The following is a 13,964-nucleotide window of genomic DNA, read 5'->3' on the forward strand; positions in this document are numbered from 1 at the left end:
TGTCAGCGCCTCTTATTCTGCAAGGGCCGCGACAGGGATGGCTGGCCCGTTTCAACAACGCGCGCTGATTAGCGACACGGGGCGCGAAACGCAAGCGGGTCTTGGGCGCGCTCAGCCGCCGGGCGCCGCGATGGCCGCGGCCCCGCGGGCGTTCAGCGCGCTGCGGTCGAAATCGATGCGCGGGCTGCCGGGCTTGGGCGTGAACCAGTCGGGGTTCTGGCGCAGCCAGTTTTCGAGCGCGCGGGCGCCTTCGGTGACCAGGTTCTGCAACTGTTCGTCCTTGCCGCGCGCCAGTCCCGATCCGATCAGCGGCGCGGTGTTCTGCAGCCCTTCGAAGGCGGTGATGCGCTTGGGCTTGTCGTTCAGCCGCGCTTGGGTCGCGTTGTCGTAGATGTTGACCTCGAAGATCAGGGCGGATTTCGGCGTATAGACCACCGGCAGGCCGGGCTGGGCCAGCACGTAGCCGCCGATGGCGATCCCGAGGTGGTAAAGCCCGTCGCCGTCGTAGCGGCCCAGCCGCTGCTCGATCGCCGCCTGCAGCGCGCCGGTCAGCTCGGCCGGGGTGGCATCGCGCGAGAACGGGCCCTTTTCCACGTCGCGGGCCTGCACGATGTTGTAGCCCAGGCGGAAGTCGCCAAGCTCGGGTCGGGTGCCGGTGGCATCGTCGGCGACGCAGGCCGTGAGCAGCAGCAGCGCAAGCGCGGCAAGGCATCTGGCGATCATGGGTGGATCCTTCAGGTAAACGTGTTGTCGCGCGGGAAGCCGCGGGGGGCCATGCGCCCGGCGCCGGCGCGCTTGCCGACCCATTCGGCCAGCTCGGTCTGGGTGCGGGTGCGCCCGGCGGGATCGAGCCACGAAAGGCCGTCGGCCAGGGTGAAGGTGGTGGCGTCGGACAGGCCGCCATCCTTGAACTTTTGCAACCTCACGCCCTTGCCGCGGGCCATTTCCGGTAGCTCGTCCAGCGGGAAAACCAGAACTTTGCGATTTTCGCCCACCGTGGCGACGTGGTCGCCGGTGACCGGCTTGGCCAGCAGCGCGGTGGTGGGCGCGCGGACGTTCAGCACCTGCTTGCCCGCGCGGGTCTGGGCGATGGCGTCGTCTTCGGGCAGGATGAACCCGTCGCCGGCACTCGAGGCCACCAGCAGCCGCTCGCCGGGGCGGTGGATGCGCAGGGTGACGATCTGCGCCTCGTTGGGCAGGTCGACCATCAGGCGCACCGGCTCGCCCATGCCGCGCCCGCCGGGCAGGCTGGAGGCGGGCAGCGTGTAGAAGCGCCCGTTCGAGCCCATGAGCAGCAGCCGGTCGGTGGTTTCGGCGTGGAAGATGAAGCGCGGGCCGTCGCCGTCCTTGAACTTCAGCTCGCGGCCCAGGTCGATATGGCCGGTCATGGCGCGGATCCAGCCCATCTGGCTGCAGACCACGGTGATCGGCTCGCGGTCGATCATGGCTTCGATCGGCACGTCCTCGACCTCGCCCGCCTCGGCGAACTGGGTCAGCCGCGCGCCGCGCGCGTAGTCCTTGCCGAACTGCTTGCGGGTCTCGCGCAGCTGGTCGGTGATGCGGTCCCACTGGACGCCGGGGGTCGCCAGCAAGTCTTCCAGATCGGCGCGCTCAACCAGCAATTCGTCGCGCTCGCGCTTCAATTCCAGCTCTTCCAGGCGGCGCAGGGCGCGCAGGCGCATGTTCAGGATGGCCTCGGCCTGCACGTCGCTGAGGTCGATCTCGTCCGTGCCGGGCAGCGGCGAGACGTAATCCGTCTCGTCCGTGGCGCGGGGCGGAACGCTGCCCCAATCCTGGTGCATCAGCGCCTGCTTGGGGTCGTCGTCGTAGCGGATGATGTCGATCACGCGGTCGAGGTTCAGGAAGGCGATGATGAAGCCTTCGAGCACTTCCAGCCGGTGGTCGATCTTGTCCAGCCGGTGCTGCGAGCGGCGCTGCAGCACGTCGCGGCGGTGGTCCAGAAACGCGCGCAGCACTTCCTTCAGCGAACAGACCTTGGGCGTGCGCCCGTCTATCAGCACGTTCATGTTCATGGCGAAGCGCGTTTCCAGGTCGGACTGCTTGTAGAGCATGTTCATCAGCACGTCCGGATCCACGCTGCGCGACTTGGGCTCGAGGATCAGTCGGATGTCTTCGGCGGACTCATCCCGCACGTCGGCCAGGATCGGCAGCTTCTTCAGCTGGATGATCTCGGCGATCTTTTCGATCAGCTTGGACTTCTGAACCTGGTACGGGATCTCGGTCACGACGATCTGCCACTGGCCGCGGCCCAGATCCTCGATGTCCCATTTGCAGCGCAGGCGAAATCCGCCGCGACCGGTGCGGTAGGTTTCGGCCATGCTTTCAGGGCTTTCGACGATCACGCCGCCGGTGGGGAAATCCGGGCCTTTTACGCATTTCAACAACGTGTCGTCGCGGGCGTCGGGCGTCTTGATCAGGTGGATGGCGGCGTCGCAAAGCTCGACGATGTTGTGGGGCGGGATGTTCGTCGCCATGCCCACGGCGATGCCGCTGGAGCCGTTGGCCAGCAGGTTCGGAAAGGACGCGGGCAGGACCACGGGCTCGGTCAGGGTGCCGTCGTAATTATCCCGGAAATCGACGGCGTTTTCGGACAGCCCTTCCAGCAGCGCCTCGGCCGCTTCGGTCATGCGGGCTTCGGTGTAGCGCGACGCGGCGGGGTTGTCGCCGTCGATATTGCCGAAATTGCCCTGCCCGTCGACCAGCGGGTAGCGGACGTTGAAATCCTGCGCCAGCCGCGCCATCGCGTCGTAGATGGCGGCGTCGCCGTGCGGGTGGTAGTTGCCCATCACGTCGCCGCTGATCTTGGCGGATTTGCGGAACCCCCCGTTCGAGCCCAGCCGAAGCTCGCGCATGGCGTAGAGGATGCGGCGGTGCACGGGCTTCAGGCCGTCGCGCGCGTCGGGCAGCGCGCGGTGCATGATCGTCGACAGGGCATAGGTCAGGTAGCGCTCGCCGATGGCGCGGGACAGCGATTCGGTCAGCGCATCGGGCGCGGGCGTGTCGTCTGTGTCGGGGCCATCGTCGCTCATGCAGATTGGGATACCGGGCCGGTTGGGGGCGGTAAAGGACAAGTTTTCGCTATTTCGCGCGAACTTTTTGACGCTTGGCAAGTTTGTGACGTGTTAACCTTTGCGTGATCAACACAGGAAATGAAAACGATGATTCGCATGACGCTTGCCCTGTTGATGTGCATCGGCCTGACGATGGTCATGCTGGGGCGGGACGTGGACGGGCCGGAAGGCAGCGACCAGCCCGTCATGGACGTGGCAAAGGCCGCGAGCAATCCGACCGATCTTGGCACGTCGCAGCGCCTGGCCCTGGACGACGAGATCGGCGCGATCGAACGCGCCCTGAGCGCCACCGCCGCGCCCAGACCGCAGGTGCAGCCCGCCGGCGTGCAGACGGCCAGCGTGCAGACCGCGAGCGTGCAGAGCGTCGGGCCGACGACGCTGCAGCCCATGGGCCAGCTGCATTACGTGACCGGCAACCGGGTCAACGTGCGCTCGGGCCCGTCGACGGCGAACGACGTGGTGGACCAGGTGGTGCGCGACCAGCGGGTCGAGGTGCTGGACGAAACACCCGATGGCTGGATGCGCATCCGCATCGTCGATACCGGGACCGAAGCCTTCATCTTCGGCCGCTTCCTGGCGCCCCTGGCGGGCTGAACCCGCCCTTGCGGACAGGCTGGCACCGCCCCTATCTGGGGGCGGTTTTTTCTTGCGCCGAAGGGGGCCGCGATGACACGCACGATCCTGATCACCGGATGCTCGTCCGGCATCGGGCTGGACGCGGCGCTGACGCTGTCGCGGCACGGCTGGCGGGTCTTCGCGACGGTGCGCGACGATGACAGCGCGGCGCGGCTGGAGGCTTCGGGCATCGACGTGGTGCGGATGGAGATGGCCGACGCGGACAGCATCGCGGCGGGACTGGACGCCGTGCTGGCGCGAACCGGCGGCACGCTGGACGCGCTTTACAACAACGCCGCCTTCGCCTGCCCCGGCGCGGTCGAGGATCTGCCGACGGACGCCCTGCGCGCGGTATTCGAGGCCAACGTCTTCGGCCTGCACGAGCTGACGCGGCGCGTGATCCCGGTGATGCGGGCGCAGGGGCACGGCCGGATCGTGCAATGCTCGAGCGTGCTGGGTTTCGTGCCGATGAAGTGGCGCGGTGCCTACGTCGCCAGCAAGTTCGCGCTGGAGGGGCTGACCGACACGCTGCGGATCGAGATGCGCGACACGTCGCTGCACGTCATCACGCTGCAGCCCGGACCCATCGCGTCGCGGATCCGGGCCAATTCCATCCCGCATTTCGAGCGCTGGATCGACTGGAAGGCGTCGCCCCGCCGCGCGCAATACGAAGGCAGCCTGCTGAAGCGGCTGTACGAGCCGGACGGCAAGGACCGGTTCCAGCTGCCCGCGTCGGCGGTGAGCGCGGTGCTGCTGCGCGCGCTGGACGCGCCGAACCCGCGGCCCCATTACCGGGTGACGCTGCCCACGCACCTGATGGCCACCGCCCGCAGGCTGTTGTCGCAGCGCCACCTGGACGGTCTGATCGCGCGCGGCTGATCCCGCGTCGAACGGCCACCCTTCGCTTTTGCCGCAAGCTCGGCTAACTCTCGTCGAAACCGCTTGAAGGAGGGCAGCCATGTTCAGCGACCCGTTATTCGTCCTAGTCGTCATCGCCGTGCTGGCGGTGCTGGCGATCCTGCTCATGGGCATCAGCTCGTTCGGGAAGGGCGGCGAGGCGAACGCCAAGAACTCCAACAAGTACATGCGCTGGCGGATCTACGCCCAGGGCATCGCGATCGTCATCATCCTGATTTTCGTCTTTTTCCGCCGCACGGGGGGCTGAACCATGGTCGTTCTGAACAAGATCTACACCCGCACCGGCGATACCGGCGAAACCGCCTTGGGCAACGGCCAGCGCGTCGCCAAGCACAGCACGCGCGTCACCGCCTACGGCACGGTGGACGAGGTGAACGCGACCTTCGGCATGGCGCGGCTGCACGCGTCGGGCGAGGTCGAGGAGCAGATCGCGCGCATCCAGAACGACCTGTTCGACCTGGGCGCGGACCTCTGCCGCCCCGAGATGGAGAAGGACGCGCAGGCGGAATACACGCCGCTGCGCATGACCGACGCCCAGACCGACCGGCTGGAGCGCGAGATCGACGCCATGAACGAGGCGCTCGAGCCCTTGCGCAGCTTCATCCTGCCTGGCGGCAGCGCGCTGTCGGCGCATCTGCATCTCTGCCGCACGGTCACGCGCCGGGCCGAGCGTCTGACGATGGAGCTTGCGGGGCTGGAACAGGTGAACCCCGCCGCCGTGCGCTACCTGAACCGGCTGTCGGATTGGTGCTTTTGCGCCGCGCGCATCGCCAACGATGACGGCCGCGCGGATATCCTGTGGAAGCCGGGCGCGAACCGCTGATCCCGCAGGGCGGGACCGCGCGTTCCGATCTGCGGAACACGCGCGGCCGTGACACGGCGTCATAGCGTCCCGAAGGGTCGTTTTTCCCTGTCACCGCACGGCCCAAGGCGCTACTTCCTTGTCCAATTGGATGAGGAGATAGGCTCATGAAGATTCTCGTGCCCGTGAAGCGGGTGATCGACTACAACGTGAAGGTGCGCGTCAAGGGCGACGGATCGGGTGTGGACCTGGCCAACGTCAAAATGTCCATGAACCCGTTCGACGAGATCGCCGTCGAGCAGGCGATCCGCATGAAGGAAGCGGGCAATGCGGACGAGATCGTCGTCGTGTCGATCGGCGTGAAGCAAAGCCAGGAAACCCTGCGCACCGCGCTGGCCATGGGTGCCGACCGCGCCATCCTGATCGTCGCCGCCGACGACGTGCACACGGATATCGAGCCGCTGGCCGTCGCCAAGCTGCTGAAGGCCGTGATCGACGAGGAACAGCCGGGCCTGGTGCTGTGCGGCAAGCAGGCCATCGACAACGACATGAACGCCACCGGGCAGATGCTGTCGGCGCTGCTGGGCTGGAGCCAGGCCACCTTCGCGTCGAAGATCGACATCGACGGCGATCACGCGCTGGTCAAGCGCGAGGTCGATGGCGGGATGCAGAGCATCCGCGTGAAGATGCCGGCCGTGATCTCGGTCGATCTGCGCCTGAACGAGCCGCGCTACGCGTCGCTGCCCAACATCATGAAGGCCAAGAAGAAGCCGCTGGATGAAAAGACCGCCGCCGATTACGGCGTCGACGTCTCGCCGCGGCTTGAGATCGTCAAGACCGCCGAGCCCGCCGAGCGCAAGGCCGGCATCATCGTCGAGTCGGTGGATCAACTGGTCGAGAAACTGAGAAACGAAGCGGGGGTTATCTGATGGCTGTTCTTCTTCTGGCCGAGGTCGACAACGGCGCGCTGAACATGGACGCGACCGCAAAATCCGTGACCGCCGCCGCCAAGCTGGGCGACGTCACCATCCTGTGCGCGGGCGAAAGATGCGCCGATGCGGGCAAGGAAGCCGCCACCATCAAGGGTGTCGCCAAGGTGCTGGTCGCCGAGGATCCGCTTTACGGGCACCGCCTGGCCGAGCCGACGGCGGCGCTGCTGGCGCACCTGGCGGCCGATTACGACCACATCGTCGCGCCCGCCACCACCGATGCCAAGAACATCCTGCCCCGCGTCGCGGCGCTGCTGGACGTGATGGTCATCACCGACGTGTCCGGCGTGGTCGATGCCGACACGTTCGAGCGCCCGATCTACGCGGGCAACGCGATCCAGACTGTGAAGTCGAAGGACGCCAAGAAGGTGGTGTCGATCCGCACGTCGACCTTCGAAGCTGCCGAGACCGGGGGCGATGCGCCCGTGGAGACGGTTGCGACCGCGGCCGCGCCGGGCCTGAGCGAATGGGTCGAGGATCACGTGGCCGAGTCCGACCGCCCCGATCTGACCAGCGCGGGCGTGGTGGTGTCGGGCGGCCGCGGGGTCGGCTCGGAAGACGATTTCGCGCTGATCGAGAAGCTGGCCGACAAGCTGGGCGCCGCCGTCGGCGCGTCGCGCGCGGCGGTCGATTCGGGCTTCGCGCCCAATGACTGGCAGGTGGGACAGACCGGCAAGGTCGTGGCGCCCGATCTTTACGTGGCCATCGGCATTTCCGGCGCGATCCAGCACCTGGCGGGCATGAAGGACAGCAAGGTCATCGTCGCGATCAACAAGGACGAAGAGGCGCCGATCTTCCAGGTGGCCGATTACGGGCTGGTCATGGACCTGTTCGAAGCCGTCCCGGAGATGACCGAAAAGGTCTGACCGGCAGCGTCCGCGCACATCGACACGGCCCGCCCGACCCGGCGGGCCGTTTGTCGTTCAGGCGGTGCGCTGGGCGAGTTGGCTCAGGATGTCGGGCTCGTCCCCGATGAGCGGCGCGATCGCGTCGCGCAGCGCGTCGGCGATGTTCTGATGCGCCCGCGGGCCCGGCACGCGCAGCGCGGCGTCGCGCTCGTCCGGGGCGAAATGCTTGCCTTCGAGCGCTTCTTCCATGGTCGACGACTGGTCCAGGACCTCGATCGTGGCGCGGATCCGGCCGCGCAGGCTGCGCAGCATGGCCCGCGTGACGAAGGGCGGATCGCCGTCGCAGACCGTGTCGGTGGGGTCGTCCGGGCTGCGGTCGCCGATCCACACCAGGATCACGTCGCCGCCGATCCGCGCGGTCAGCTGGTTCATGCGCGTGACCCAGAGCTTCTGCAACTCGTCGCGCACCACGGCGAAGCGGCGCTCGGACGCCTCGAACAGATCGTTGAGCAGGTGCCGGACAAAGAAATTCTGGCTGAGGTCGAGCTCGGGGAAGACCCGGCGCATGAATTCGGACTGCCGGACCACGCGATCGTTGCGGCGCGAATGCACGGTGTAGAACTTGTTGCGCAGCATATGGGCGCCGGGCACCGCGATGACCGTCAGCCTGGCGCCGCGCGCCAGGTCCATCACCGTCTGGTCGCCCATCCACGCATCGGGGCCGGAATTGACCGCGGCCAGGTTGATGCAGGGCATCCCCAGCGCCGCTTCCAGCCGCGCGGGATAGGGCCGTTCGACGAACTGGCCGAAAGTCTCGATCCCGCCCAGCACGGCGATGTAGTCGTCGCCGTCCAGGTCGCAGCGCGGACCGCGACAGATCAGTCTTGATGCGCCGTAATTGCACGGCGCATAATCGAGCGCGTCCGCGCCCCGTTCCACCTTTTCCATCTCTGCCCCTCACGGCTTTGATTTCGCCACCCGAGGGACACCATCGCAGACAGCCGTTGGGAAATTCCTAAGGCGCGAATTCGTCTTGAATTGTCCCGATCATCGCGCCTTGCATCGCCCCCGAGCGCGCGCATAAGGTCCGCGCGACAGCCGGTGCGCGGAAGGGATCACGACCATGGAAATCAAGAGTGTGGGCGTCATCGGCGCGGGCCAGATGGGCAACGGCATCGCCCATGTCTGCGCGCTGGCGGGCTACGACGTGCTGCTCAACGACGTGAAGGCCGAGGCGCTGGACAAGGCGCTGGAGCTGATCGGCGCGAACATGGATCGCCAGGTCAGCCGCGAGAAGATCACCGCCGCCGACCGCGACGCGGCCATGCAGCGGATCGCCACGACCACGACGCTGACCGACCTGGGCCAGTCCGACCTGGTGATCGAGGCCGCGACCGAGCGCGAGGCGGTGAAGGACGCGATCTTTTCCGAGCTGGTCCCGGCGCTGAAGCCCGACACGATCCTGACGTCGAACACGTCGTCGATCTCGATCACGCGGCTTGCGTCGCGCACCGACCGGCCCGAGAAGTTCATGGGCTTTCATTTCATGAACCCCGTCCCGGTGATGAGCCTGGTCGAGTTGATCCGCGGCATCGCCACCGACGAGGAGACGTTCGAGGCCTGCATGGGCGTGGTCGAGCGGCTGAACAAGACCGCCGCCACGGCCGAGGATTTTCCCGCCTTCATCGTCAACCGCATCCTGATGCCGATGATCAACGAGGCGGTTTACGTGCTGTACGAAGGGGTGGGCAACGTGCGGTCCATCGACAAGGCGATGAAGCTGGGCACGAACCACCCGATGGGCCCGCTGGAGCTGGCCGATTTCATCGGGCTCGACACCTGCCTTGCGATCATGAACGTGCTACATGACGGGCTGGCCGACACCAAGTACCGCCCCTGCCCGCTGCTGACGAAATACGTGGAAGCGGGCTGGCTGGGGCGCAAGACCGGGCGCGGCTTCTACGATTATCGCGGCGACGAGCCGAAGCCGACGCGCTAGGCGCCCGTCAGTCGTCCAGCGCCAGCGTGTGGGCGCGCAGCCACGCCATGAAGCCGCGCGGATCGTTTTCGAAGGCGCGGATCCTGTCGGGGTCGATCGGGGCGCCCACGACGGGGGATTGCGGCTTGTTCAGCGCGCGCACGACCTCGTGCAGCAGAAGGCCCTGGCGCAGGATCGGCGAGATCTTGTCGGCCACCTGGTAGGCGCGCGAGTTCTGGCCGGGAAAGCGGATCGGCACGACGGCCGCACCCGACCGCTGGATCATCTTGGCGGTGAAGGGGTTCCAATCCGCCTCGATCACCGGGCCGAAGGCCGTTTGCGACGTGGCCACGACGCCGGACGGGAACAGCACGATGCAGCCGCCCTGCCCCAGATGCGCCATCGCCGCCTTGCGCATGGCCAGGCTTTGCTGAAGCGCGTCGGCTTCGTGGGCGAAGGGCACCGGGATCATGAATTGCTGGATCTCGCCCACGCCGGTCAGAAGCGACCGCGTCAGGATGCGGTAATCGGTGCGCCTGCGCCCGATCAACTGGCCCAGCACCAGGCCGTCCACCAGCCCGTGCGGATGGTTCGCGGTGATGACCAGGGGGCCGTCGGCGGGGATGCGGTCGACCTGTTCCTGGGGGGTGTGAACGGCGATCCCCATGACGTCGAGCGCCTGGTCCCAGAAGGGCTGGCCGTAGGGCACGCCCATGGCTTCGAAGCGGCGGATCAGGGTCAGCAGCTTCAGCTTGCCGGTCGCCATTTCCATCGACTTGATGGCGAGCCTGTGGGCCGGGTTGGTGAAGGTGTTGGCGTAGCTCAGGCGGCGGTGGTCGTAGGCCTCGTCCGCCAGGTTCGACCCGTCGCCTTGCGTTGCCATGTCTCGGGACTTGCTGCGGGCGCTGCGCGGCATCAGCACTGCGCGGACCTGGGAGCTGTCGGACATGGTTCTGCCTTTTCGGCTGGACCTACATGCCTTCGCCGAATTTGTCGGCAACGAGCGCTGAGATCGCATCGGCCAGTTCCCGAGCCTCGGGCCCACTGGTTTCGACGTCGATATAGGTTCCGCGGCAAGCTGCCAACATCAAAAGGCCCATGATGCTGTCGCCCGACGCACTGGCGCCGTCGCGGCTGATTTCGGCCTGGGCGTCGAAATTCTCGACCGTTTCGACCAGCTTCGCCGACGCGCGCGCGTGCAGGCCTTTTTCGTTCACGATCTCCAGCCGGGCTTTCGTCATGTCAGCCCTTCGACGCCGCGACGCGCAGATCGGGGGCGGGATCGGCCATGGCGTCGAGATACTTGCGCCCGGCCATCAGGCCCGCCTGGACCGCTTCCTGCACGGGCAGGTGGCGCGATTTGGCCAGCTTGATGAGCAGCGGCAGGTTCGCGCCATAGACGATGCGGCGGTTGTCGGCGCTGCTGGCGCGCAGGCTGAGGTTCGAGGGCGATCCGCCGAACATATCGGTGGCGATGACGACCCCGTCGCCCGTATCCACCGCGTCGGCAGCATCGCAGATTTCGGACTGTTTCGCGACGCGGTCGCATTCGGGCTCAATCGAGATCGCCAATATGCCATCCTGCGGTCCGACCACGTGTTCGACGGCGGCAAGAAGCTCCTGCGCCAATCCTCCATGTGCCACGATGACGATGCCGATCAAGGCCCAGATCCCCTGCCTGTCCCACGCCCCATTCCGGCGTGGCGTTCAAGCTCCCTATGACGAGTTGACACCCGCCACCCTTTTTCTGCAAGTGCAAAGGCCAGTTTTTCCGCAACGGCAACCGATCGGTGTTGCCCTCCGGTACACCCCATCGCGATGCCCAGGCTTGTCTTGCCCTCTTCGACATAGGCCGGAAGCAGCGACAGGACCAGTTCGCAGAGCTTTTCGAAGAACGGGCCGAAGCGCGGATCGTCGGTGACGTAGCGCGCGACCGCGTCGTCCAACCCGCTATGGGCCCGCAGGGACGCCTCCCAGTGGGGATTACGCAGGAAGCGCAAATCGAAAACCAGATCAACCCCGCTGGGCAGGCCGCGCTTGTAGGAAAACGACTGCACCGACAGCGCGAGCCCGGGCGTGTCGGCGCGGCCGAAGAGCCGCGTGATTTCGGCGCGCAGCTGGTGCGGGCTGAGGTCAGAGGTGTCGATCAGCATCTCGGCGCGGGCGCGGATCGGCGCCAGCAGCTCGGCCTCGCGCGCGATGCCTGCGGCGGGGGTGTCCTGAGGGGCCAGCGGATGGCGGCGGCGGGTTTCGGAATAGCGCCGTTCCAGCACATCGTCATTGGCGTCGAGATAGAGGATCTCGCTTTTGGTATCGGGCAGGTCGGGCAGCCGGGCGATCAGCTGGAGCATGGCGGCGGTCGAGAAGTCGCGGTTGCGCGCATCGATGCCCAGGGCCAGTCGGCGCGGGGTTCCGTCGGGGACCAGCAGACGCTCGACCAGCGACAGGGGCAGGTTGTCGATGGCCTCGAACCCCATATCCTCGAGCGCGTGGATCGCGGTGGAGCGCCCGGCGCCCGAGGGGCCGGTGACAAGGATCACTTCGGTGTCTTGGCTGTAGCTGGTCATGGCCTATCGGCGCGTCCTGCCTTCAGATATTGCAAGATTGCCCATAATAAATCGGGGTTTCCGCGGCCGTGGACAAGGGGGCCGGTCCAGCCGCGCGCGGACCAGGTGCGGTGGGGCGGCAGGCGGTCCGGCTCGTCCCGGTCGAGATCCACGACCAACCTGATCCGCGTGGGCGGCGCGGGGGTCGCATTCAGGATGCCGACGCCGCGCGCCTCGATCCGGCCCAGGATGCTGGCGGGCGCCCAGGCGATGAGGTCGGCGCCCCGTCGCCCCAGGCAGGTGCGGTCGTCCGCGACCAGGTGGAATCCGTGGGCCAGAAGGCCCAGGGCCAGGCGCGATTTGCCGGTGCCCGACGCGCCCAGGATCAGCACGCCCGATCCGTCCAGGGCTGCGGCGCTGGCGTGAGCGACCAGCGGCGCGGCGGACGGTGTCACACCGGCAGGCCCACGACGAAGCGCGCACCCAGCGGCTGGGATGTCGGATCGGCGTCGGTGGGCTGGATGTTTTCCGCCCAGATGACGCCGCCATGCGCTTCGACGATCTGTTTCGAGATGGCCAGGCCCAGGCCGGAATTGTTGCCGAACTGGCCTTCGGGGCGTTCGGAATAGAAGCGGTTGAAGATCTTGTTCAGCGCGCTTTCAGGGATGCCGGGGCCGGTATCCTCGACCACCACGAGCACACGGTTTTCTCGCCTGCGCGCCCAGATGCGAATGGCGTCGCCATCCTCGCAGAACGAGATCGCGTTGGTGATGAGGTTGACGAAGACCTGGGCCAGGCGGCTTTCGAGACCTTCGATGACAATCGGGTCCTTCGGCAGGTCGGCGATGAACTCGACGCCCTTTTCGCTGGCGTCCCGGCTGAGATAATCGGCGAGATTGCTGAGCATGGACAGAAGGTTGAAGCATTCCTCGTCCTCCTTGACCAGCTCGCTGTCCAGCCGCGAGGCGTTGGAGATGTCGCTGACCAGCCGGTCGAGACGGCGCACGTCGTGGTCGATCACGTCCAGCAGCTTGTCGCGATGCTCTTCCTTCTTGACGAAGCGCAGCGAGCCCACGGCCGAGCGCAGGGACGCGAGGGGGTTCTTGATCTCGTGCGCGACGTCGGCGGCGAATTGTTCGTTGGCGTCGATCCGGTCGTAGAGCGCGGCCACCATGCCGCGCAGGGCGCCCGACAGGCGGCCGATTTCGTCGGGGCGCGCGGTCAGGTCCGGGATCCGGACGCGGCTGGGCTTCACGGTGCGGGCGTTCTTGTCGCGCCCGATCTCGGCCGCGGCGGCCAGGTCCGACAGCGGGTTGGCGATGGTCGAGGCCAGCACCAGGCTAAGCCCGATGGACACCAGGATGGCGATGACGAACATCTGCAGCACCTGCTCGCGTTCGGAGCGCACCAGGCTGTCGATTTCGCCGGCCCCGGATGTGAGCCCCACGACGCCTAGGATGCGGCCATCGTACATGATGGGCGAGGCGACGGCGAAGACGGTGCTGCCGTCGCGCACCAGCTCGGTTTCGACCTGGATTTCGCCGCGGAAGGTGCGCGCGACCAGCGCTTCGGCCAGGCGCGCGGTTTCGGCGGCGTCGATCTGGGAGCGGTTGAGCGACAGGACGCTGGACAGGGCCGTCCAGATGCGGTCGAGCCCGTCGGTAATGACCGTTTCGCGCGTGTCCTTCACGCCGCCGACCACCGGGACCGGCGCACGGTCGGGCATGTCGCGGGTCGTGGCGATGATCCGCTGGTCGCGGTCGAAGACGAAGGCTTCGCTGTTCGGGTTCAGCTTGGCCATCCGCAGCGTCGCCACCGCGTCAAGGCCCAGGCCGAACCGGGCGTCCGGATCCTGCAAAAGCTGGGCTTCGAACGCGCTGGTCAGAAGAGCGGCCTCGTTCACCAGGGCCGCTTCGCGCTGCAGCACCAGCGAATCGCGGAACGGATTCAGGAACAGAACACCCGTCACGAGCACCAGGATCGCGAGCAGGTTGAAGGTGATGATCTTGCGCGCCAGGGGCGAGCGGTTGATCGAGATCAGGCCACGGCGTTCGTGCCGATTGCGCAATTCGCGCTCGGCCGTGGCGTCCGCACGAACCCAGTCTTCGCCCAGCACGACTTTCGCCTGCTGGGGGTCGCGCCGTGGAACGTCCACTTCTGTCGCCATGGCCATCGG

At 67.0% G+C, this 13,964-nt stretch carries 16 protein-coding genes; 7 read left to right on the plus strand and 9 right to left on the minus strand.

Features of this window, described 5'->3' with window-relative positions:
* Nucleotides 1-111: 111 nt before the first annotated feature.
* Entirely contained in the window at nucleotides 112-723 is a 612-nt protein-coding gene (locus tag ILP92_RS12550; RefSeq protein WP_198916756.1) for a hypothetical protein, read from the minus strand.
* A gap of 11 nt (nucleotides 724-734) precedes the next feature.
* Nucleotides 735-3,050: a DNA topoisomerase IV subunit A gene (locus ILP92_RS12555; protein ID WP_198916757.1), complete on the minus strand. Its 2,316-nt coding sequence runs from the start codon at nucleotides 3,048-3,050 to the stop codon at nucleotides 735-737.
* Nucleotides 3,051-3,188: 138 nt separating this feature from the next.
* Between ILP92_RS12555 and ILP92_RS12560 the strand changes: the two genes are divergently transcribed.
* The 6 genes from ILP92_RS12560 to ILP92_RS12585 all read left to right on the plus strand — a co-directional run bounded on the left by ILP92_RS12560 (nucleotide 3,189) and on the right by ILP92_RS12585 (nucleotide 7,282).
* Nucleotides 3,189-3,686, plus strand: a complete 498-nt coding sequence (locus tag ILP92_RS12560; RefSeq protein WP_198916758.1) for an SH3 domain-containing protein — start codon at nucleotides 3,189-3,191, stop codon at nucleotides 3,684-3,686.
* A 72-nt stretch (nucleotides 3,687-3,758) separates the two neighbouring features.
* Entirely contained in the window at nucleotides 3,759-4,586 is an 828-nt protein-coding gene (locus ILP92_RS12565; protein ID WP_198916759.1) for an SDR family NAD(P)-dependent oxidoreductase, read from the plus strand.
* 79 nt (nucleotides 4,587-4,665) lie between these two features.
* A complete protein-coding gene (locus ILP92_RS12570) occupies nucleotides 4,666-4,872 on the plus strand; it encodes a twin transmembrane helix small protein (RefSeq protein ID WP_198916760.1) in 207 nt (68 codons plus the stop codon).
* Between the two features lie 3 nt (nucleotides 4,873-4,875).
* Nucleotides 4,876-5,448 carry a cob(I)yrinic acid a,c-diamide adenosyltransferase gene (locus ILP92_RS12575; protein ID WP_198916761.1) on the plus strand — a complete coding sequence of 191 codons (573 nt, stop codon included), beginning with the start codon at nucleotides 4,876-4,878 and terminating at the stop codon, nucleotides 5,446-5,448.
* A 146-nt stretch (nucleotides 5,449-5,594) separates the two neighbouring features.
* Nucleotides 5,595-6,356, plus strand: coding sequence for an electron transfer flavoprotein subunit beta/FixA family protein (locus ILP92_RS12580; RefSeq protein WP_198916762.1), 762 nt, complete (start codon nucleotides 5,595-5,597; stop codon nucleotides 6,354-6,356).
* Nucleotides 6,356-7,282, plus strand: a complete 927-nt coding sequence (locus tag ILP92_RS12585; protein ID WP_198916763.1) for an electron transfer flavoprotein subunit alpha/FixB family protein — start codon at nucleotides 6,356-6,358, stop codon at nucleotides 7,280-7,282. The genes ILP92_RS12580 and ILP92_RS12585 overlap by 1 nt, the downstream gene beginning before the upstream one ends.
* Before the next feature lie 57 nt (nucleotides 7,283-7,339).
* On the opposite strand, the gene ILP92_RS12590 is transcribed toward ILP92_RS12585, so the two are convergent.
* Complete coding sequence (locus ILP92_RS12590; RefSeq protein WP_198916764.1) at nucleotides 7,340-8,212, minus strand: DUF6473 family protein; 873 nt, start codon at nucleotides 8,210-8,212, stop codon at nucleotides 7,340-7,342.
* Between the two features lie 175 nt (nucleotides 8,213-8,387).
* Between ILP92_RS12590 and ILP92_RS12595 the strand changes: the two genes are divergently transcribed.
* On the plus strand, nucleotides 8,388-9,263 hold the full coding sequence (locus ILP92_RS12595; protein ID WP_198916765.1) for a 3-hydroxybutyryl-CoA dehydrogenase: 876 nt from the start codon (nucleotides 8,388-8,390) through the stop codon (nucleotides 9,261-9,263).
* A 7-nt stretch (nucleotides 9,264-9,270) separates the two neighbouring features.
* On the opposite strand, the gene ILP92_RS12600 is transcribed toward ILP92_RS12595, so the two are convergent.
* From ILP92_RS12600 to ILP92_RS12625, 6 genes are read right to left on the minus strand one after another with little or no spacing between them, the layout of a single operon-like run.
* Nucleotides 9,271-10,158 carry a lysophospholipid acyltransferase family protein gene (locus ILP92_RS12600; RefSeq protein WP_438361556.1) on the minus strand — a complete coding sequence of 296 codons (888 nt, stop codon included), beginning with the start codon at nucleotides 10,156-10,158 and terminating at the stop codon, nucleotides 9,271-9,273.
* Between the two features lie 55 nt (nucleotides 10,159-10,213).
* On the minus strand, nucleotides 10,214-10,483 hold the full coding sequence (locus ILP92_RS12605) for an HPr family phosphocarrier protein (RefSeq protein WP_198916767.1): 270 nt from the start codon (nucleotides 10,481-10,483) through the stop codon (nucleotides 10,214-10,216).
* Between the two features lies 1 nt (nucleotide 10,484).
* The gene (locus tag ILP92_RS12610) at nucleotides 10,485-10,904 is read right to left on the minus strand and encodes a PTS sugar transporter subunit IIA (protein ID WP_198916768.1); all 420 of its coding nucleotides are present in this window, start codon (nucleotides 10,902-10,904) and stop codon (nucleotides 10,485-10,487) included.
* A complete protein-coding gene (gene rapZ, locus ILP92_RS12615) occupies nucleotides 10,901-11,809 on the minus strand; it encodes an RNase adapter RapZ (protein ID WP_198916769.1) in 909 nt (302 codons plus the stop codon). Before rapZ ends, ILP92_RS12610 begins: the two co-directional genes overlap by 4 nt.
* Nucleotides 11,806-12,243, minus strand: a complete 438-nt coding sequence (locus ILP92_RS12620) for an HPr kinase/phosphorylase (RefSeq protein WP_368667881.1) — start codon at nucleotides 12,241-12,243, stop codon at nucleotides 11,806-11,808. Before ILP92_RS12620 ends, rapZ begins: the two co-directional genes overlap by 4 nt.
* A complete protein-coding gene (locus ILP92_RS12625) occupies nucleotides 12,240-13,961 on the minus strand; it encodes a sensor histidine kinase (protein ID WP_198916770.1) in 1,722 nt (573 codons plus the stop codon). Before ILP92_RS12625 ends, ILP92_RS12620 begins: the two co-directional genes overlap by 4 nt.
* Between the last annotated feature and the right edge of the window lie 3 nt (nucleotides 13,962-13,964).

The organism is Palleronia pontilimi (assembly GCF_016412875.1).
Lineage (GTDB): Bacteria > Pseudomonadota > Alphaproteobacteria > Rhodobacterales > Rhodobacteraceae > Palleronia > Palleronia pontilimi.